This is a genomic window from Saccharothrix hoggarensis, assembly GCF_052936025.1.
The window spans coordinates 5,419,674-5,439,015 of sequence record NZ_CP193624.1 but is presented as its reverse complement, the minus strand read 5'-3'; the positions used below and the strand labels follow the sequence as shown (position 1 = coordinate 5,439,015).

Below are 19,342 nucleotides of genomic sequence, written 5' to 3'. Positions count from 1 at the left end.
GTGGGCGTGTGGAACAAGTCGTGCTCCTGGACGAGTCCGGAACCGGGGTCGGCGTCGCCGACAAGGCCTCCGTGCACCACTCGTCCACCCCGCTGCACCTGGCGTTCTCGTCGTACCTGTTCGACGCGGCGGGCCGCCTGCTGCTGACCAGGCGCGCCCTGCACAAGAAGACGTGGCCGGGGGTGTGGACCAACTCGTGCTGCGGCCACCCCGCGCCGGGCGAGTCGGTGGTCTCGGCCGTGACGCGGCGGCTGTCCGACGAGCTGGGCCTGGCCGACGTGCGGCTCGACCTCGTGCTGCCCGCGTTCCGGTACCGGGCGGTGATGGAGAACGGGATCACCGAGAACGAGATGTGCCCCGTGTTCCGCGGCGCCGTCTCCGGTGACCCGACGCCCAACCCGGACGAGGTCGACTCGTTCGAGTGGGCGCCGTGGGAGGAGTTCTCGGCGGCCGTGCTGGCGGGCGTCCGCCCCGTGTCGCCGTGGTGCGCCCTGCAGGTGGCGGAGCTGGTGAAGCTCGGCCCGGACCCGCTGGCCTGGCCCACCGGTCCCGCCTCCGACCTGCCCCCCGCCGCCCGCCTCTGACCAACCCCGCTGCCCGCCCCGGCCTGGCCGCCGGCGCACGCACCCGAGCCCCGTCATCCCTCCCTCCGGAGGCGTGACCGGACCGGGGCGCAGAGAGCGCTCTCTCCTCCACGGTTCCGGGATGACCGGAACTCCCCGCTTTCCTTGACGCGGCGTGGCGGTCGTCTTACGTTCCGCTGTGAGAGCGCTCTCTGAACCCTCCTTGTCCCCTCGTCTCGTTCACGAAAGGGGAGTCGTGGTTCCCACCACTCGCCGATGGCGTCGACTGGTCACCGCACTCGCCGGCGCGGCCCTGGTCGCCTCCGGGCTCACCCTCGTCCCCTCACCCGCCTCGGCGGCGCCGGAACTGCTGTCCCAGGGCAGGCCCGTGTCCGCCTCCTCCACCGAGCACGGCGGCACGCCCGCCGCCGCGGCCGTCGACGGCAACACCGGCACGCGCTGGTCCAGCGCCGCCGCCGACCCGCAGTGGATCAGCGTCGACCTCGGCTCCTCCACCGCGATCACCCGCGTCAGCCTCAACTGGGAAACGGCCTACGCGCGGTCGTTCCAGCTCCAGACCTCCGCCGACGGCAACGCGTGGACGACGATCGCCACGGCCTCGGGCGTCCTCGGCGTGCAGGACATCACGGTCTCCGCCACGACCCGCCACGTCCGCGTCCACACGACCGCCCGCGCGACGCAGTACGGCGTGTCGCTGTGGGAGTTCCAGGTGTTCGGCGTCCGCAACACCAGCGGCCCGATCGTCCGGGTCGCGGAGTTCCTGGCCGACTGCCCGTTCAGCCACCGCCTGCCGGACGACCCGATCGTCGCGCCGAACCTGCCCGGCGGCTCGCACATGCACAGCTTCTTCGGCAACACCACCACCAACGCCCGGTCGACGGTGGAGTCCCTGCTGGCGGGCACGAGCAACTGCAACCCCGGCACCGACCTGTCCTCCTACTGGGTGCCGACGCTGTACGCGGACAACCAGCCCGTCGAGCCGACCGGCACCACGTTCTACTACCTCGGCGAAGGCGTCCGCGACGACGTGATCGCGCGCATCAAGCCGTTCCCGCTGGGCCTGCGGATCGTCGCGGGCAACGCCCGGGCCACCCAGCCCGACGCGAGCACGATCTCCCGCTGGTCCTGCCTGCACGCCGGGCACGTCGGCGCGTCCAAGGACTTCGTGAACTGCCCGGCGGGCACGATGCTGGAGTCCTACCTGGACTTCCCGCAGTGCTGGAACGGCCGCGACCTGGACTCGCCGGACCACAAGAGCCACATGGCGTACCCGGTGAACGCGGACTGCCCGGCCACCCACCCGGTGCCGGTGCCGAAGCTGCGCCAGGTGCTGCGCTACCCCGTGAACGGCGACCCGGCGCGGTTCCGGCTGGCCTCCGGCGCGGGTTTCACCATGCACGGCGACTTCTTCAACGCGTGGCCGGAGGCGGAACTCGCCCGCCGGGTGCGCGACTGCATCAACCCGATCATCAAGTGCGGCGCGGACGGCCGGCCGTGAGGCGGCTGATCGGGGCGGTGGCCCTGCTCGCGGCGCTGGTCGTGCCGACGCCCACCGCGGCGGCGGCGGAGTGCGGCACGGCCAACGCGGCGCTCAACGCGCCGGTGACCGCGTCGTCGGTGGAGCCGGGCAGCCCGTTCACGGCCGCGTCGGCGGTGGACGGCAACGCCGGCACGCGCTGGTCCAGCGCGTTCAGCGACCCGCAGTGGTTGCGGGTGGACCTCGGCGCGAGCCGGGACGTCTGCGGCGCGACGTTGCAGTGGGAGGCGGCCTACGCGACCGCGTTCCAGGTCCAGGTGTCCGCCGACGGCACGGCGTGGACCACGGTCTTCCAGACCACGACCGGCGCCGGCGGCACGCAGAACCTCACCTTCTCGGGCGCCGGCCGCTACGTCCGCGTCCACACCACGGCCCGCGCCACGCAGTACGGCGTGTCGCTGTGGGAGTTCGCCGTCCGCACGGGCACGAACACCGGCGGCGGGGAAGCGCTGCTCTCGTACAACAAGCCGGCGTTCGCCTCGTCGTTCCAGGACGACGGCGCCTGCCCGGCGTGCACCCCCGCGAAGGCGCTCGACCACAACCCGGCCACCCGCTGGGCCACCAGCCCCACCACGGGCTGGGTCGACCCGGGCTGGATCTACGTCGACCTGGGCGCGTCCGCGCGGATCAGCAAGGTGGTCGTGCAGTGGGACCCGGCGCACGCCGCCGCGTTCCAGCTCCAGACCTCGGACAACGCGACCACGTGGACCACGATCCACTCCGTCACGAACGGCACGGGGTTCAAGCAGACGTTCACCGTCTCGGGTACGGGTCGGTACGTGCGGGTGAACCTCACCGCGCGCAGCGGCCCGTACGGCTACTCGCTGTGGGAGTTCCAGGTCTACGGCACCGGCGGCAGCCCCACGCCACCACCGCCGCAGGCCCCGGACCCCGGCAACCCGCTGCGGCTGGTGTGGAGCGACGAGTTCAACGCGCCCGCGGGCACCCGGCCGGACGCCGCGAAGTGGCGGCCCGAGATCGGCACCGGGCAGAACGCCGAGCTCCAGTACTACACCGACAACCGCAACGCGTTCACCGACGGCGCGGGCAACATGGTGCTGGAGGCCAGGCGGGAGGTCACGCCCGGCTCGGCGTGCCCGGTCGACCCGGTCAGCGGCAGCGGCACGTGCCAGTACACGTCGGCCCGGCTCATCACCGAGGGCAAGGCGTCGTGGACCTACGGCCGCGTCGAGGCGAACATCAAGGTCTCGGGCACCAAGGGCCTCTGGCCCGCGTTCTGGATGCTCGGGAACGACATCTTCAAGGGCACGGCGTGGCCCGCGAGCGGCGAGATCGACATCATGGAGCACCTGGGCCGCGAGCCGAACACGGCGTACCAGACGATCCACGGCCCGGCGTACTTCGGCGGCGGCGGCATCGGCGCGATGCGCGACATCGGCCAGGACTACGCCAACGCGTTCCACCTGTTCCGGGTGGACTGGAACAGCCGGGGCATGGTGTTCAGCATCGACGGCGTGACCGTCCTCACCATCGACAAGGCGACGGTGGAGGCGACCCGCGGCCCGTGGGTGTTCGACAAGCCGTTCTTCATCCTGCTGAACAACGCGGTGGGCGGTGACTGGCCCGGACCGCCGGACGCCACCACGGTCTTCCCGCAGCGCATGCTGGTCGACTACGTCCGCGTGTACCAGTGACGGGTCGGGTGCGTCCCCCGGCGGGGAGACCTCGGTCTCTCCTCGCGGGGACGCACCCGTCCGGCGGAGGTCGGCGACGGTATAAAGGCTCACGTGGACCGCAGACCAGTCACGTTGGAAGAGGTCGCGCGGATCGCGGGGGTCTCCCGGGCCACGGTGTCCCGGGTCGTCAACGGGGTCGCCACGGTGGACGGCGAGCTGCGCCGGGTCGTGGAGAAGGCGATCTCCAGCACCGGGTACACGCCCAACCGCGCGGCGCGTTCGCTCGTCACCCGGAGGGCGGGCGCGATCGGGCTCGTCCTGCCCGACGAGGGCCGCACCGTGCACGACCCGTACTTCGGCCGGGTGGTCGCGGGCGTGCTGCCGGTGATCCGGCCGCTGGGCGTGCAGCTCGTGCTGACCACGGGCGACCACCGCGAGGTGGTGGACGACCTGCGGCAGAACCGGCTCGACGGCGTGATCCTCATCCACACCCACGGCGCCGACCCGCTGCCGCGCCTGCTGATCGAGGCCGACCTGCCGGTCGTGCTGGCCGCCCGTCCCGTCCGGCCGATGCCGATCACGTACGTGGACGTCGACCAGGCCGCGGGCGGCGCGCTCGCGGCCGACCACCTCGTGTCCCGCGGCTGCCGCCGGCCGGCGACCATCACCGGGCCGCTGGAGACGCCCGCCGGTCAGGACCGGCTGCGCGGGTTCCGCGAGGCGGTGGCCGGGCACGGCCTGCCCGAGCCCGTGGTGGTCGAGGGTGACTTCTCCCGCGAGGGCGGCGCGGCGGCGGCCCGTCGGCTGGCCGACGCGGACGTCGACGGCGTGTTCATCGCCTCCGACCTGATGGCGGCCGGCGCGCTGCCCGTCCTGCGGGACCACGGCCGGCGCGTGCCGGAGGACGTCAAGGTCGTCGGGTTCGACGACAGCAGCCCCGCGGTCGAGTGCGACCCGCCGCTGACGACGGTGCGGCAGCCGGTGGAGGACATGGCGGCCGAGATGGCCCGCCTGCTGGTGCAGCGGGTCGAGCGCCCGGACCGCCCGGTCAGCTCGGTGGTGTTCGCGCCGACGCTCGTGGTCCGCCGGTCGAGCTGACCCCGGTCGAGCCGGCCGCCGGTCGAGCTGACCCCGGTCGAGCCGGCCGCCGGTTGAGCGTCGCCCAGGTGCACCGGCGTCGAGCCGGCTGCCGTCGAGCCGACCCGGCACCCCGCCTCGGCGGACCTGAGCGGGAGCTGTGGGAACGCTGTCGAAGCTGTCGATTCGCTGAACGGCGGAACAACACACCGGTCGCCGTCCGTTCTGTCCGGTGTGCCGATCGCCGAACCCGCGCAGACCCGTTCCCCGGCCCGCTTCGCCGCCCTCGGGGGCGCCGCCGCCGTCGTGCTGACCGTCGTCCTGGTGGGCGGGCTCGACCTCTACCGCCTCACCGAGTCGTCCCGGCACCTGCGCCGCACGATCAGCGAGTACGCGCTCGGTCCGTACCGCTGGGCGTTCGACACGGGCGTCCTGCTGCTCGTGCTCGGGTCGGTGGTCATCCTCGCGGTGCTGGTGCGGCAGGGCTTGGCGAAGTGGCACTCGGCGGGCTCGCTGGCGTTCTCCGCCTGGTCGGCGGGCCTGACCCTGGTGGTGATCTTCCCGAAGAACGACTGGTCGATCGGACCGAGCCTGAGCGGCAGCATCCACCGCTTCGGCAGCATGGTCGCGTTCATCGCCCTGCCGGTCGCCATGGTGCTGCTCGCCCGCCCCTGGCTGCGCGACCCGGTGTGGGCCGCGCACGCCCGCTGGACGTTCCGGTTCGGCCTGCTGTCGGCCCTGGCCTTCACGCCCATCCTGTACGCGATCCTGGTGAACGCCGTCGTCGGCACGTCCTGGTGGCGGGTGATCCCGCTCGGGTACGTGGAACGGCTGCTGGTGCTCACCGAGGTGGTCGCGGTGCTGGTGGCGGGGGTGTGGGCGGTCGCGGCCGCCCACCCGGCCCGCCCCGCGCCCGGCGCTCAGCCCGCGTACAAGCTCTCCAGCACGTCCCGGTAGCGCGTCTCGATCTCCTTGCGGCGCATCTTCAGGCTCGCGGTGAGGGTGCCGTCGGCCACCGTGAAGTCCTCCGGGACCACGGCGAACTTCTTGATCGTCTCGTGCCGCGCCAGCTTGGCGTTGGCCGCCTCGACGGCCCGCGCCACCTCCGCCTCCCGGTCGAGGTCGGCGGGCGCGAGGTCGGGGTCGATGGTGACCAGCGCGACGCAGTAGTTGCGCCGGTCGCCGTGCACCAGGACGTTCCCGATGTACGGGCTGTTGGCCTTGATCAGGCCCTCCACCGCCTGCGGCGCCACGTACTTGCCGCCGGAGGTCTTGATCAGCTCCTTCTTCCGGTCGGTGATGCGCAGCCGGCCCTCGTCGTCCAGCTCGCCGATGTCGCCGGTGTGCAGCCAGCCGTCCCGCAACGTCTCGGCGGTCTCCTCCGGGAGGCCGTGGTAGCCCCGCATGATGCCGCGACCGCCGATGAGCACCTCGCCGTCCTCGGCGATGCGCACCTCGGTGCCGCGCAGGGGACGGCCGACCGTGCCGAGCTTGTTCGCGCCCGGCCGGTTCACGAACGACGCCGCCGACGACTCGGTGAGGCCGTAGCCCTCCAGGATGGTGATGCCGGCGCGCTCGAAGAACTCGCCGACCGGCAGCGACAGGGGCGCGGAGCCCGACACGAAGTACTTGATGCGGCCGCCGACGCGCGCCCGGAGCTTGCTGAACACGAGCTTGTCGGCGATCTTGCGGCGGAGCTTCCACTCCGGGTGCTCCGACACGGTCAGCGCCCAGTCGAACAGCTTGGCCTTCACCCCGCCCGCCTCGCGCATGGACGCGACGACCCTCTGGTGGATCTTCTCGAAGATCCGCGGCGCGGCGGCGACCACGGTCGGCCGCAGCTCCTGGAGGTTCGCCGCGATCCGGTCCACGTCGCCGTCCACGGCGGTGGGGGAGCCGGTCGCGATCATGCCGACCTGGAGCACCTTGCCGAACGCGTGGGACATCGGCAGCCACAGGAAGTGCAGGTCGTCGAGGGTGAGCACGCCCAGCTCGGCGATGGCGTCCGCGGTGTGGAGCCAGTTGTCGTGGGTCAGCTCGACGCCCTTGGGCGTGCCCGTCGTGCCGGACGTGTAGATCAACGTGGCCAGCCGGTCCGGGGTCAGCTCGTCCACCATCGCGTCGTAGTCGCCCTCGGCGTCCTCGGGCTCCCAGTCCGGCGCGACCACCTTCGCGTCGACCTTGTCCGCCAGCTCCGGGTCGGCGACCACGAGGACGCTCTCCGAGTCGCGGACGATGTGCGCGACGACGTCCGGCGTGCTGCTCGGGTAGATCGTCGTGGTGACGCCGCCGGCCGCGAGCACGGCCAGGTCGGTGAGGATCCAGTCGACGCTCGTCGCGGCCATGATCGCCACCCGCGCCTCGTCGCGCACGCCCAGCTCGCGGAAGCCCAGGGCGCGCTTGCGCACGTGCTCGCCGACCTCGGCCCACGTCATCGACGTCCACGTGTCGCCGGTGCGGTGGCGCAGCGCCTCGCCGTCCGGGGTGGCAGCCACCCGTTCGCGCAGCAGATCGGGGATGGAACGGGCCACGGTGACCTCCAGGGGAGCGGCGCTCTAGAGCGGTACTCTAACCCGGTGAGATCGACGGGTCAGCGGGCTGTGCTCGACGCGGCGCTCGCGCTGGTCGACGAGCGCGGCCTCGACGGCGTCACGATCACCGCGCTGACCGCCCGTTCCGGGGTGTCCAACGGCAGCGTCTACCACCACTTCGGCAGCCGGGCCGGGCTGTTCGCCGTGCTGTACGGGGAGAGCTTCGCGCACTGCGTCGCCGCGATGGTCCCCGCGCTGGACGCCGGTGACGCGGAGGCCGCCGTGCGGGCGCTGGTGGCGCGGTACCTGGACTGGGTCGTCGAGCACCCCGGTCGGGCCAGGTTCCTGTACGGCGCGCCGCTGACCGCCGATCCCGCGGCGAAGGCGGAGGCGTTCGCGCCGGTCGCGCGCTGGTTCGCGGAGCGGATGGCGGCCGGCGAGCTGCGCGCGCTGCCGCTGTGGGCACTGGACCCGGTGGTGCTGGGTCCCGCGCACGAGTGCGCCCGGCGGCATCTGCTGGGCGGATTCGACCTGGCGGACGCGGCCGACTTCGTCGCCGATGCGGTGTGGGCGGCGGTCGCCCCCTTAGGGTGATCACATGGCCACTTGGGGCGACCTCGCCGCATACGTGCACGAGACCTACGACGTGATCTCGGAGAACGAGGACGAGATCCGCATCCTGTTCAACTTCGAGCAGTTCGACGAGGACGACGAGCGGACCCAGGTGGTCATCCTGGTCCGCGAGGTGCTCGACAAGCTGCACGAGTGGGTGCAGATCGCCTCGCCGATCGGGCTGGCGGCGCACGTGGACCTGCACGCCTTCCTCACCGAGGTCGGCAACTCGACCATCGCGTGCGGCGCGGCGATCATGGGCGACCACGTCGTGCTGCGGCACTCCCTGCCGCTCACGGACCTCGACATCCACGAGTTCACCGAGCCGCTGGCCCTCCTGGCGGGCACGGCGGACCGGCTGGAGGAGACGTTCTTCGGCGGGGACGACTACTAGCCGCGCTCTCGGGCACCCCGGCTTCGGACTTGCTGCCCGGCACTTCGGTCACCGGCACTTCGGTCACCGGCACTTCGGCCTGCTTCGGCTCCGGCGGCGGTGATTGGTAGTAGGCCTTACCTGACGTCGAGGAAAGGCGGGCCGAGTGGCCACACGACCGGTCCCGGTCACCGGGTACGAGTGCCTGACCGTGCAGGTCCGGGCCGGGTTGGGGGAGCGGCGGCTGGTCGACGCCGTGCGGTCCCTGCTCGTCCGGCACGAGGAGCTGCGCGCGGACGGCGTGACGGCCGAGTCGTGCGTCCACCGGGTGGGCCTGCCCTCCTGCCTGGTGCAGCTCGCCGCCGTGGACGACGGCGTGCCGGGCGGCCCGCCGCTGCGCGTGGTGTGGTTCGACGGCGGTCCGGTGGCGCGGGTGGCGCTGGTCGTGCGCCACGACGTGCTGGTCCGGCTGCCGTGGCAGGTGCTGCTGCCCGCGCTGGTGTCCGCGTGGAAGGCGTGCCCCCAACCGGGCCTCCAGCCGAGCCCTCAGCCGAGCCCGCAGCAGGCCGCGCGATCGCGTCCGGTCCGCTTGGCCGTGCCGACGCCCTGAACCGTTGACAGCGGGTGCGCCGGGGTGCTGTGATCCACGCAACAGATAGGAAACTTTCCTAACTGAACCGCCGCCGCGTGATCACCTCATCCCTGACCCCTTGTGGGAGGCACTTGTGGCACCCCGTCCCCGATGGCTCGGCGGACCCGTTCTCGTGGCGGCCCTGCTGGCCCTGCCCGCCGCCCTGCCGGTGTCCGGCTGGGCCCAGCCGGAGGCGCTCGCCGTCACCGAGCACCAGGCCGAGACCGCGACGATCTCCAACGGCCTGGCCGAGGCGAACCACGCCGGCTACACCGGCAGCGGGTTCGTCAACTACGACAACGAGACCGGCGCGTACGTCGAGTTCACCGTCACCGCCGCGACCGCCGGACCCGCGACCCTGACCTTCCGGTACGCCAACGGGACCACCGCCGACCGGCCGATGGACATCGCCGTCAACGGCGCCGTCGCGGCGGGTGGCGTGGCGTTCGCGGGCACCGGCGCGTGGAGCACCTGGGGCACCCGCGCCGCCACCGTCACCCTGGCCGCCGGCGCGAACCGCGTCCGGGCCACCGCCACCACCGCCCACGGCGGCCCGAACCTCGACAAGGTCACCGTCGACACCGGCGCGGTGGCCGTCGGCCGTCCCGCCGACGTCAACGGGCAGCTCCGCGTGTGCGGGGTCAAGCTGTGCAACCAGTACGGCAAGCCTGTGCAGCTGCGCGGCATGAGCACCCACGGCATCCAGTGGTACTCGCAGTGCGTCAAGACCGCGTCCCTCGACGCGCTGGCGTCCGACTGGGGCGCCGACGTCCTGCGCATCTCGATGTACGTGCAGGAGGGCGGGTACGAGACCGACCCGCGCCGGTTCACCGACATGGTGCACGGGTACATCGAGGAGGCCACGCGGCGCGGGATGTACGCGCTGGTCGACTGGCACCAGCTCACCCCGGGCGACCCGAACGCGAACATCTCGTTGGCGCGCACGTTCTTCACCGAGGTCGCGTCCCGCCACCGCGCCAAGACCAACATCATCTACGACATCGCCAACGAGCCGAACGGCGTGTCGTGGGCGGGGATCAAGTCCTACGCGGAGCAGATGATCCCGGTGATCCGGGCCCAGGACCCGGACGGCGTGGTGTTCGTCGGCACGCACGGCTGGGGCTCGCTCGGCATCTCCGACGGGCGGACCGAGCAGGACATCCTCGACAACCCGATCAACGCCACGAACTTCATGTACACGTTCCACTTCTACGCGGCGTCGCACCAGGACGAGTACTTCAACGCGCTCCAGCGCGCGGCGTCCCGCATCCCGATCTTCGTGACCGAGTTCGGCACCCAGACCTACACCGGCGACGGCGCCAACGACTTCGCCTACAGCCAGAAGTACCTGGACTTCCTGGCCGCCAACAAGATCGGCTGGACGAACTGGAACTTCTCCGACGACTTCCGCTCCGGCGCGGTCTTCAAGCAGGGCACGTGCGCCGGCAACACCTTCACCGGCACGGGCCCGCTCAAGCCCGCCGGCATCTGGGTCCGCGACCGCATGCGGACGCCGGACAACTTCCCGACGAGCTGACCGCGCGTCCGGGGTGCGGCGTCCGCGCCGCACCCCGGCGGGGCGTCACGACACCGGCCAGGTGTGCACGGGTTCGTTGGTGTGCATGAGGTCCCGGTACGTCCGCAGCATCCGCCGGAGCGCCTCGGGCCGGTCCAGCGCGGTGTGGTCGTAGTGGTGGTGGAACGCCCTCGCCTGCCACGTCGCGCCGTTCACCCCGGTCAGGCACCGCTGCTCGATCACGCCGAGCAGCCGGTCGCGCTCCGCCTCGTCCACCTTCAGCCGCACCAGCCCCTCGTGCGCCATCGGCAGCAGCCGCCGCAGCACCAGCTCCGCCACCGGCACGGTGCCGAGCCCCGGCCAGTACACCTGCGCGTCGAGGCCCGCCCGCGCGCCCGCCGTGAAGTTCTCCTCGGCCGCGCTGAACGACATCTGCGACCACAGCGGCCGCTCCTCCTCGGCCAGCATGCGCACCAGGCCGTAGTAGAACGCCCCGTTCGCGAGCATGTCGACGACGGTCGGGCCGGCCGGGAGCGTCCGGTTCTCCACCCGCAGGTGCGGCTGGTCGCGCACGACGTCGTACACCGGCCGGTTCCAGCGGTAGATGGTGCCGTTGTGCAGCCGCAGCTCCGCCAACGACGGCGTGTCGCCGCGCTCCAGCACCTGCACCGGGTCCTCGGCGTCGCAGATCGGCAGCAGCGCCGGGAAGTAGCGCACGTTCTCCTCGAACAGGTCGAAGATGGACGTGATCCACCGCTCGCCGAACCACACCCGCGGCCGGACGCCCTGCTCCTTCAGCTCGACGCTGCGCGTGTCCGTGGCCTGCTGGAACAGCGCGATCCGCGTCTCCCGCCACAGCTCCTTGCCGAGCAGGAACGGCGAGTTGGCACCCACCGCGACCTGCACGCCCGCGATGGCCTGCGCCGCGTTCCAGTACGCCGGGAACGAGTCGGGCGACACCTGCAGGTGGAACTGCGTGCTCGTGCACGCGCCCTCGGGCACGATCGAGTCGGCGGTCAGCTGCAACCGCTCGACGCCGTCGATGGCGATGTGCAGGTCCTCGCCCCTGGCCGCCAGCACCTGCTCGTTCAGCAGCGCGTACCGCGGGTTGCCGGACAGCGCGGACACCGCCAGGTGCTTCGGCTGCAACGTCGGCAGGATGCCGATCATCACCATGTGCGAGTCGACCTCGCGCGCCTTGTGCTCGGCCTCGTTCAGTGACCGCCGCACCACGTCCTCGAACTCGGAGATCCCGCCGCCGGTCAGCAGCCGGGGCGCGATGTTGATCTCCAGGTTCCACTGGCCCAGCTCGGTCACGAAGTCCGGGTCGGCGATCGCCTCCAACGCCTCGGCGTTGCGCATCGCCGGGTCGCCCAGGTCGTCGACCAGGTTCAGCTCGATCTCCAGCCCGGTGGTGGGCCGGTCGAACTCGAACCGCGACTCGCGCAGCATCCGGGCGAACACGTCCAGGCAACGCCGCACCTTCGTGCGGTACCTCGTGCGGTCATCGCGGGTGAACTCCTGCCGCCCGACCTCGTCGCCCATACCGCCGCCCTTCCCGCCGTGATCAGCGCGCGGGTACCGCGATCGCGGTCACCACAAACCCCTCCCGCGCCAGCCAGCGACCGGTGAACCCGTCCACGGCGAACCCGTCCACGACGGGCGCCTCGACGAGGATGCGCGCGCTGAACGTGCCGTCGTCCGGGTTGATGGTCACCTCCGCATCCTCGAACCCCAGCCACTTCCGCGCCAGCGGGAACCACGCCTTGTAGACCGTCTCCTTGGCGCTGAACAGCAGCCGGTCCCACGCGACCTTGTCGCTCGCCGCCCGCAGCTCGGCCATCCTGGCCAGCTCCCCGGGCAGCGCGACGGCCTCCAGCACGCCCTTGGGCGTCGGCTCGTTCGGCTCGGCGTCGATGCCGATCGTCCGCACGTCGGCGGTCCGGCCCACGGCCGCCGCCCGGTAGCCCTTGCAGTGCGTGATGCTGCCCACGACCCCGTCCGGCCACGTCGGCTCGCGCTGGGAGCCGGGCGGCACCGGGACGGGCGGGAACCCGAGGCCGGCCAGCGCGGTGCGCGCGCAGTGCCGCCCGGTGGCGAACTCGCGGCGCCGCTTGTCCACGGCGCGCGCGACGTGCTCCTCCTCCTCGGGGAACAGCACGACGCCGTCGGGGTCGCCGAAGAAGTCGACCGCGGACACGGGCGGCGCGAGCAGGTCGGTGATCACCGGGCGTCCCCCTCGCGCAGCACGTCCAGCAGCGGCGCCTTGGTCCAGCCGCGCGGCTGCCACTCGCGCGGGTAGCCGAGCGACACCTCGTCGAAGCGGACGCCGTCCTTGCGGATCGTGCGCGGGATGTGCAGGTGGCCGTAGACCATCACCGCCGCGCGGAACCGCAGGTGCCAGTCCGCGGTGCGCTCGGTGCCGCACCACAACGCGAATTCGGGGTACCGCAGGATGAACGTGGGGTCGCGCACGAGGGGCCAGTGGTTGATCAGCACGGTGCGCAACGAGGGGTCCACGGCGAGCAACCGCCGCTCGGTCTCCTCCAGCCGCGCCGCGCACCACGCCTCCCGGTTCGGGTACGGGTCCGGGTGCAGGAAGTACTCGTCCGTGCAGATCACGCCGGCTTCCTGCGCGACGGCCAGCGCGGACGCCTTGTCCGTCGTGCCCGCCGGGCGGAACGTGTAGTCGTAGAGGGTGAACAGCGGCGCCACCGCGACCGGCCCGCCCGCGCCCTCGAACACCGCGAACTCGTCCTCCGGCGTGAGCACGTCGATGCTCCGGCACAGCTCGACCAGCTGCTTGTATCGCACCTCGCCGCGGGACTGCGCCGGGTCGTCCTTGGTGGTCCACAGCTCGTGGTTGCCCGGCGACCAGACCACCTTGGCGAACCGGCCGCGCAGCACGCCCAGCGCCCACTCGACGTCGTCGAACTTCTCCGCCACGTCACCGGCCACGATGAGCCAGTCGTCGGGGGAGTGGGGGTGGATCGCCTCGACGAAGTCGCGGTTCTGCCGGTAGGTGACGTGGAGGTCGCTCGTGGCGAGGAGACGCGGCGCGGTGCTCACACCATCGAGCGTATCCGGGGCGAACCGGCTGCGGGGAGTGACCGCTCATCCGTTCGTCGCTCCTGCGTTGCCGTTCGACGGAGCGCGGGTGTCCGCGTGACGCTGGACCACTCCCGTTCGTCGCGCGTTCCCTTACCAGGGGGCGTCCCGGTTCCTAGCGTGATGGGCATCACGACAGTCCTGGGCGGAGGACCTGATGAGCAACTACGCACGACCAGCGCAGCCGTTCGGCCGAACGGTGGGCGCGGAGATCGCCCGCCAGGTGCAGCAGCACGCACACCCCGCGGTCGCGCCGAGGCGCACCGACGACGCCGCCCTGGCCATGTTGCTGCGCGCCCGCCAGCGCGGTGACGCGCAGCGGCAGGAGCCGTGGGTGCGCCGCGCGCCGGAGACCCCCGCCCGACCGCCGCACGCCGACGTGATCGAGCAGCTGGCCGTGCGCCTGGTGCCGCCGTCGCTGTGGGCGGTCGTGGAGCCGCTGATCCCGCCCGCGAAGGTGCGCCGGCAGGGCGGCGGCCGCGGTCGGGTGTCGGACCGGGCGCTGTTCACCGCGATCGTGTTCGTGCTGACCAGCGGGTGCGCGTGGCGGCACCTGCCGCCGACGTTCGGCGTGACCGTGCCGACGGTGCACCGGCGGTTCCAGGAGTGGACCGAGGCGGGCCTGTGGCTGCGGCTGCGGCGGGTCGTGGCGGAAGGCGCGGTGGAAGACGCCGAGTGGCTGCGCCTGGTGTTGGAATCGGCGGAACGGCGCGGCGCCCGCGCCGCTGGATGAACGAACGGGGAACGACGGTGTGTGCTCGGGCGTCCTAGGAGTGAACTGGGACGCCCGTTGCGCCGTATGTCCCAACGGAGGTGCTTGACATGCCGGAACTGTCCAGACGCGAGGTCGCGCTCTTGCGGGCGACCGCCGCCGACCGGGTCGACCTGACCGCGAGCGCGGAGCCCGACGTGCGGGTGGACGGGTTGCCGTTCTGCGACCCGACCACGGCGCGCTCGCTCGTGCACGCGGGCCTGATCGAGGCCGCCGTCCCGGTCGCGCCGGGCCACCGAGCCCCCGCCCGCCTGACCCGCGCCGGCGCCGCGGCCCTGGGCCTGGACGTCGTCGCCGCCTGATCCGGCCACCGGCCCGGCCGCGCGGTCGCCGCCGACGACGCGTACCCCGAGGTCAGGCGTGCACGCCCGCCTGGTACTTCGGCACCCGCACGCTGATCTTCGTGCCGAGCCCCTGCGCCGTCTCCACCACCAGGCCGTAGTCGTCGCCGTAGCACCGCCGGAGGCGCTCGTCGATGTTCCCCAGCCCGATCCCGGCCGTCTCACCGACCTGACCGGCCAGGGTGCGGCGGAGGGCTTCCGGGTCCATGCCGATCCCGTCGTCCTCGATGGTGATGTGCGCTTCCGCGCCCGCGTCGGCCGCCAGGATCGAGATGTGCCCCGGCCCGACCTTGCCCTCCATGCCGTGCCGCACCGCGTTCTCCACCAGCGGTTGCAGGCAGAGGAACGGCACGGTCACCGGCAGCACCTCGGGCGCGATCTGCAACGTCACCTTGAGCCGCTCGCCGAACCGGGCCCGTTCCAGCGCCAGGTACTGGTCGATCGACTTCAGCTCCTCCGACAGCGTGGTGAAGTCGCCCGCCCGGCGGAACGAGTAGCGGGTGAAGTCGGCGAAGTCCAGCAACAGGGTGCGAGCGCGCTCGGGGTCCGTGCGCACGTACGACGCGATGGCGGACAGCGAGTTGTAGATGAAGTGGGGCGAGATCTGCGCCCGCAGCGCCCGCACCTCCGCCTCCACCAGTCGGGTCCGCGACCGGTCCAGCTCGGCCAGTTCCAGCTGGCCGGACGCCCACCGCGCCACCTCGTTCGTCGCCCGCACCAACCCGGCCGACGCCTCCCGGCTGTACGCGGCGAGCACGCCGACGACCCGGCCCTCCACGGTCAGCGGCGCGAGGACGGCCGTGTGCACCGGGCAGTCCGGCTCGGAGCAGGTGATGTCGAACGCCCGCGTGCGGCCGGTGTCGAACACGTCCGCGGCCAGGCCCATCGCCTCCGCCGCGTGGTGCTCGCCGTCGCCCTCCCACGCCACGACCTCGGTCTCGTCGGTCAGCGCGAGCGCGGGCGTGCCCAGCAGCGTGCGCAGGTGCTTCGCCGACTTCTTCGCCGCCTCGGGCACCAGCCCGGCGCGCAGCGGGGGAGCGGCGGACCACGCGGTGTGCAGCGTCTCGAACGTGATCCGCTGCTCGTGGGTGAGGAAGTCGTTGCGGGTGCGGGAGGTCCACCACAGCGTGATCACGACGGCGACCCCGACGAGCAGGATCGCGCCGACCGTCCACAGCGGCGCCGTCACAGCCGGTCCTGACTGCGCAGACCCAGGTTCTCCGGCGCGTGCAAGCGCACCATGACGTGGTTCACCCCCGGTGGCGCCTTGCGCGGCGTCAGGAGCGACACCACGTACATCACGACGAAACCCAGCGGCACGGTCCACGCGGCGGGCCGGGCCAGGAACACGTGGTACCACTCGCCGCGGCCGCCGGCGCTGATCGTCACGAGCCCCGCCACCAGCGCGGGCAGCCCGCCCGCCACCATGCCGGCGACCGCGCCGACCGTGGTGATGCGCGTGCTCCAGATGCCCAGCACCAGCAGCGGGCACAGCGACGACGCCGCCACCGCGAACGCCAGCCCCACCATGTCCGCCACCGGCACCTTGCCCACCAGCCACGTCATGCCCAGCGGCACCAGCACGGCCAGCACCGTCGACACCCGGAACCCGCGCACACCGCGGAACCGCAGCACGTCCCGGCTCAGCACGCCCGCCAGCGAGACCATCAGCCCGGACGAGGTGGACAGGAACGCGGCGAACGCGCCGCCGGCGACCAGCGCGCCCAGCAGCTGCCCGCCCAGCCCGTCGATCATCCGGCTCGGCAGCACCAGCACCACGGCGTCCGTGTCCCCGGTCATCAGCAGCTCGGGCGTGTAGAGCCGGCCGAGCGCGCCGTAGATCGGCGGCATCAGGTAGAACACGCCGAGCAGCCCCAGCACGATCAACGTGGTCCGCCGCGCCGCCCGGCCGTTCGGGTTGGTGTAGAACCGCACGATCACGTGCGGCAGCCCCATCGTCCCCAGGAACGTGGCGATGATCAGCGAGTACACCGCGTACAGCGGGAACCGCTCGCCGCCGCGCATCGGCAGCGCCCACACGTCGTTCGTGCTCGACGGGATCGACCGCACGTGCGGCACGGCCGCGCCCTCGGGGAACGTCAGCCGCGTCCCGGCGGCCACGGCGTGGTCGCCCGCGGTCAGCTCGCCGCCGCCGTCCACGCGCTGCCCGTCCACGACGCCCGAACCGGTGAACGGCGTGGGCCGGGTGACCTCGAAGCCGGTGTCGCTGTCGAAGCTCACCGTGGTCTGCTTCGGGAACTCGGGGAACTGCGGCCCGGTCAGGTCGCGCGCGCCGTGCGCGTGCCACGCCATGATCAGGAACACGACAGGCACCGCGATCGCGGTCAGCTTCAGCCAGTACTGGAAGGCCTGCACGAACGTGATGCTGCGCATCCCGCCGGAGATCACGTTCGTGGTGACGACCACCGCGACCACCAGCGCGCCCACCCAGTCCGGCGCGCCCGTCACGGTGTGCAGCGTCAGCCCGGCGCCCTGCAGCTGCGGCAACAGGTACAGCCACCCGATGCCCAGCGCGAACCCGCTCGCCACCGCGCGCACCGCGGGCGAGCCGAACCGGGCCTCGGCGAAGTCCGGCAGCGTGTACGCGCCGCTGCGCCGCAGGGGAGCGGCCACCAGGGCCAGGAGCACCAGGTAGCCCGCCGTGTAGCCGACCGGGAACCACAGCATGTCCGGCCCGTGCGCGAAGATCAGCCCGGCGATGCCGACGAACGACGCCGCCGACAGGTACTCGCCGCCGATGGCCGACGCGTTCCACCACGGCGACACGGTCCGCGAGGCGACGAAGAAGTCCGACGTCGTGCGCGAGATCCGCAGCCCGTACGTGCCCACCAGCATCGTGCCGACCGCCACGCCGAGCACGGCGATGATGCCGTACGTACTGGTCACGAACGCTCCACCAGCTCGGCGAACTCCCGCTCGCTGCGCTCGGCCTGCCGCACGTAGAACCAGCCGGCGAGCACGAACACGGGGAACACCAGCACGCCGAGCAGCAGCCACGGCAGCGGCAGGCCGAGGAGCCGCTGGGCGGCCACCGACGGCGCGAACGTGAACACCAGGGGCAGCGCCGCGACGCTCCCGCACACCACCGCGCACAGCAGCAGCCCGAGCCGCCGCTGCGTCCGGATCAGGGACCGCATGTAGACCGCGCCCAGCTCGCTCTGCTCGTCGATCTCCCGCGACGCCGGGTACGGCCGGGGCGCGCGCGGCGCGCGGGTGCGCGGGCTCGTCACCACCACGCGCTGGGCGTGCGGGCGCTGCGGCGACGTCACGACGGCTGCCGGTTGCGGCGCACCAGCAGCTGCCGCAACTGGCGGGCGTGCCGGCGGCTGACCGGCAGCACCGCGCCGCCGATGTTGACGCTCAGGTGGCCGTCCTCCAGCCGCAGCTCGTCGATGTGGCCGAGTGACACGAGGTGACTGCGGTGGATGCGGACGAACCCGGCGGACCGCCAGCGCTCCTCCAGCCCGTTCAACGCGGCGCGGACCAATCCGCTGCCGGTGGCGGTGTGCAGGCGGGCGTAATCGCCGTGCGCCTCGACGTACCGGATGTCGGCCAGCCGGATGAACCGGGTGATACCGCCGAGTTCCACCGGAATGACCTCGTCGCCCACGTCGGGCGCTTTCTCCGCGGGCGCGGCGCCGGCCGGTTCCGGCGATTTCGAATCGAGCACCTCGTGCACGATCCGGTGCACCGACTCGGCCAGGCGTTCCGCCCGGACCGGTTTGAGCAGGTAATCGAGCGCTTTCAATTCGAAGGCCTCGACCGCCGGTTCCTGGTGCGCGGTGACGAACACGATCCGCGGCGGCTGCGCGAACCGGGAGAGGACGCGGGCGAGGTCCAGCCCGTCCAGCCCCGGCATGCGGATGTCGAGGAACACGGCGTCGACCGGCTGACCGGCGTCCATGGCCCGGTGGAGCGTCCGCAACGCCTTGGTCGCGTCCGTGACCGCCTCGACGTGGGCGACGCGCGGGTCGGATCGCAGCAGGTAGACGAGGTCTTCCAGGGCGGGGGCCTCGTCGTCCACGGCGAGCACCCGCAGCGTGCGCTCAAGCGCCCCACGGCGCTCCGGGCCCTCGCAGAGGGGACAGGGAAGTCCTGAGGTCATGGAGTTCCAATGCGGTGTGGTCGGCGGCGTCGGCGATTAGACCACCGGACGCCTATCCTCGTCCCTCGGGGTGGCCAAGGGCAATGACCGGCGCGCTGCCTCCGCGTCACCGAGCGTCATCTCCAGTTCGAGGAACGCCTCCTGCGCCCGCCGCGCGGCCGTGGACACCGAGGCCGCGGCCGCGCTGCCGACCATCCGGCGGGTCGGCTCGCCCAACCCGCGCACCACCTCCGACCACTCGTCCGCCAGCCGCGCCAACTGCGTGAGCGCGGAGACCAATTCGGCGGAAGTGCGGGGCTTGCCGTCCGCGATCCGCGCCAGCACGACGTGCGGATCGGAATCCATGGCATCCCCCGATGTGAGCCGCGGTTGTATCGAAACCCGATGCTCTCGTTCGGGGGCGGCCGGGTCAACGACCCGGACGAGTGGTCTCGATTGGTGCGGAACTCGAAACGCCACGGACACATTCCCGCTGCTCGCGAAACCACCCGAACGGG

The 19,342-nt window shown here is 72.4% G+C and carries 19 protein-coding genes and 1 pseudogene; 11 read left to right on the top strand and 9 right to left on the bottom strand.

Annotated features, from left to right (window positions below):
- Positions 1-8: 8 nt before the first annotated feature.
- From idi to ACRAKH_RS24435, 5 genes are all read left to right on the top strand, one after another.
- Positions 9-584 carry an isopentenyl-diphosphate Delta-isomerase gene (gene idi, locus ACRAKH_RS24455; RefSeq protein ID WP_380725711.1) on the top strand — a complete coding sequence of 192 codons (576 nt, stop codon included), beginning with the start codon at positions 9-11 and terminating at the stop codon, positions 582-584.
- A 235-nt stretch (positions 585-819) separates the two neighbouring features.
- Positions 820-2,082, top strand: coding sequence for a DUF1996 domain-containing protein (locus ACRAKH_RS24450; protein ID WP_380725709.1), 1,263 nt, complete (start codon positions 820-822; stop codon positions 2,080-2,082).
- Entirely contained in the window at positions 2,079-3,776 is a 1,698-nt protein-coding gene (locus ACRAKH_RS24445; RefSeq protein WP_380725707.1) for a discoidin domain-containing protein, read from the top strand. Before ACRAKH_RS24450 ends, ACRAKH_RS24445 begins: the two co-directional genes overlap by 4 nt.
- Positions 3,777-3,869: 93 nt before the next feature.
- Positions 3,870-4,856, top strand: coding sequence for a LacI family DNA-binding transcriptional regulator (locus ACRAKH_RS24440; protein WP_380725705.1), 987 nt, complete (start codon positions 3,870-3,872; stop codon positions 4,854-4,856).
- A gap of 213 nt (positions 4,857-5,069) precedes the next feature.
- The gene (locus ACRAKH_RS24435; protein ID WP_380725703.1) at positions 5,070-5,792 is read left to right on the top strand and encodes a DUF998 domain-containing protein; all 723 of its coding nucleotides are present in this window, start codon (positions 5,070-5,072) and stop codon (positions 5,790-5,792) included.
- Here the strand turns inward: ACRAKH_RS24435 and ACRAKH_RS24430 are convergent.
- A complete protein-coding gene (locus ACRAKH_RS24430; protein ID WP_380725701.1) occupies positions 5,756-7,366 on the bottom strand; it encodes an AMP-dependent synthetase/ligase in 1,611 nt (536 codons plus the stop codon). The two genes, ACRAKH_RS24435 and ACRAKH_RS24430, sit on opposite strands and share 37 nt — an antisense overlap.
- A 45-nt stretch (positions 7,367-7,411) precedes the next feature.
- Here ACRAKH_RS24430 and ACRAKH_RS24425 point away from each other — a divergent pair, with 45 nt between their 5' ends.
- From ACRAKH_RS24425 to ACRAKH_RS24410, 4 genes are all read left to right on the top strand, one after another.
- Positions 7,412-7,960, top strand: coding sequence for a TetR/AcrR family transcriptional regulator (locus ACRAKH_RS24425; RefSeq protein ID WP_380725699.1), 549 nt, complete (start codon positions 7,412-7,414; stop codon positions 7,958-7,960).
- Positions 7,961-7,964: 4 nt separating this feature from the next.
- A complete protein-coding gene (locus ACRAKH_RS24420; RefSeq protein ID WP_380725697.1) occupies positions 7,965-8,372 on the top strand; it encodes a hypothetical protein in 408 nt (135 codons plus the stop codon).
- Between the two features lie 145 nt (positions 8,373-8,517).
- Positions 8,518-8,961 carry a hypothetical protein gene (locus ACRAKH_RS24415; protein ID WP_380725695.1) on the top strand — a complete coding sequence of 148 codons (444 nt, stop codon included), beginning with the start codon at positions 8,518-8,520 and terminating at the stop codon, positions 8,959-8,961.
- A gap of 115 nt (positions 8,962-9,076) precedes the next feature.
- Positions 9,077-10,519: a cellulase family glycosylhydrolase gene (locus tag ACRAKH_RS24410; RefSeq protein WP_447009317.1), complete on the top strand. Its 1,443-nt coding sequence runs from the start codon at positions 9,077-9,079 to the stop codon at positions 10,517-10,519.
- A 45-nt stretch (positions 10,520-10,564) separates the two neighbouring features.
- Here the strand turns inward: ACRAKH_RS24410 and ACRAKH_RS24405 are convergent, their stop codons facing one another.
- From ACRAKH_RS24405 to ACRAKH_RS24395, 3 genes are read right to left on the bottom strand one after another with little or no spacing between them, the layout of a single operon-like run.
- On the bottom strand, positions 10,565-12,043 hold the full coding sequence (locus tag ACRAKH_RS24405; protein ID WP_380725692.1) for a glutamate--cysteine ligase: 1,479 nt from the start codon (positions 12,041-12,043) through the stop codon (positions 10,565-10,567).
- A gap of 22 nt (positions 12,044-12,065) precedes the next feature.
- Positions 12,066-12,725 (bottom strand): 4'-phosphopantetheinyl transferase family protein, encoded by a 660-nt coding sequence (locus ACRAKH_RS24400; RefSeq protein ID WP_380725690.1) that lies wholly within the window; start codon positions 12,723-12,725, stop codon positions 12,066-12,068.
- Positions 12,722-13,567 (bottom strand): metallophosphoesterase family protein, encoded by an 846-nt coding sequence (locus ACRAKH_RS24395; protein ID WP_380725688.1) that lies wholly within the window; start codon positions 13,565-13,567, stop codon positions 12,722-12,724. The genes ACRAKH_RS24400 and ACRAKH_RS24395 overlap by 4 nt, the downstream gene beginning before the upstream one ends.
- A 418-nt stretch (positions 13,568-13,985) precedes the next feature.
- Between ACRAKH_RS24395 and ACRAKH_RS24390 the strand changes: the two are divergent.
- Together ACRAKH_RS24390 and ACRAKH_RS24385 are read left to right on the top strand one after the other, a co-directional pair.
- A pseudogene (locus ACRAKH_RS24390) lies at positions 13,986-14,250 on the top strand (transposase); the annotation flags it as partial.
- A gap of 178 nt (positions 14,251-14,428) precedes the next feature.
- Positions 14,429-14,680: a hypothetical protein gene (locus ACRAKH_RS24385; RefSeq protein ID WP_447009316.1), complete on the top strand. Its 252-nt coding sequence runs from the start codon at positions 14,429-14,431 to the stop codon at positions 14,678-14,680.
- 52 nt (positions 14,681-14,732) lie between these two features.
- Here ACRAKH_RS24385 and ACRAKH_RS24380 read toward each other — a convergent pair whose 3' ends face one another.
- From ACRAKH_RS24380 to ACRAKH_RS24360, 5 genes are read right to left on the bottom strand one after another with little or no spacing between them, the layout of a single operon-like run.
- Positions 14,733-15,908 carry a histidine kinase gene (locus ACRAKH_RS24380; RefSeq protein WP_380727302.1) on the bottom strand — a complete coding sequence of 392 codons (1,176 nt, stop codon included), beginning with the start codon at positions 15,906-15,908 and terminating at the stop codon, positions 14,733-14,735.
- Entirely contained in the window at positions 15,905-17,626 is a 1,722-nt protein-coding gene (locus ACRAKH_RS24375) for a sodium/solute symporter (RefSeq protein WP_380727300.1), read from the bottom strand. Before ACRAKH_RS24375 ends, ACRAKH_RS24380 begins: the two co-directional genes overlap by 4 nt.
- Complete coding sequence (locus tag ACRAKH_RS24370) at positions 17,623-18,009, bottom strand: DUF485 domain-containing protein (protein ID WP_447009315.1); 387 nt, start codon at positions 18,007-18,009, stop codon at positions 17,623-17,625. Before ACRAKH_RS24370 ends, ACRAKH_RS24375 begins: the two co-directional genes overlap by 4 nt.
- Complete coding sequence (locus ACRAKH_RS24365; protein WP_380727296.1) at positions 18,006-18,845, bottom strand: LytR/AlgR family response regulator transcription factor; 840 nt, start codon at positions 18,843-18,845, stop codon at positions 18,006-18,008. The genes ACRAKH_RS24370 and ACRAKH_RS24365 overlap by 4 nt, the downstream gene beginning before the upstream one ends.
- Before the next feature lie 36 nt (positions 18,846-18,881).
- Complete coding sequence (locus ACRAKH_RS24360) at positions 18,882-19,190, bottom strand: hypothetical protein (protein WP_380727294.1); 309 nt, start codon at positions 19,188-19,190, stop codon at positions 18,882-18,884.
- Between the last annotated feature and the right edge of the window lie 152 nt (positions 19,191-19,342).

What these genes read in the sequence shown, in the direction of transcription:
- ACRAKH_RS24420 (WP_380725697.1), top strand. Translation starts at nt 7,965, where the DNA reads ATGGCCACTTGGGGCGACCTCGCCGCATACGTGCACGAGACCTACGAC.
- ACRAKH_RS24405 (WP_380725692.1), bottom strand. Translation starts at nt 12,043, where the DNA reads ATGGGCGACGAGGTCGGGCGGCAGGAGTTCACCCGCGATGACCGCACG.
- ACRAKH_RS24385 (WP_447009316.1), top strand. Translation starts at nt 14,429, where the DNA reads ATGCCGGAACTGTCCAGACGCGAGGTCGCGCTCTTGCGGGCGACCGCC.
- ACRAKH_RS24365 (WP_380727296.1), bottom strand. Translation starts at nt 18,845, where the DNA reads ATGACCTCAGGACTTCCCTGTCCCCTCTGCGAGGGCCCGGAGCGCCGT.
- ACRAKH_RS24360 (WP_380727294.1), bottom strand. Translation starts at nt 19,190, where the DNA reads ATGGATTCCGATCCGCACGTCGTGCTGGCGCGGATCGCGGACGGCAAG.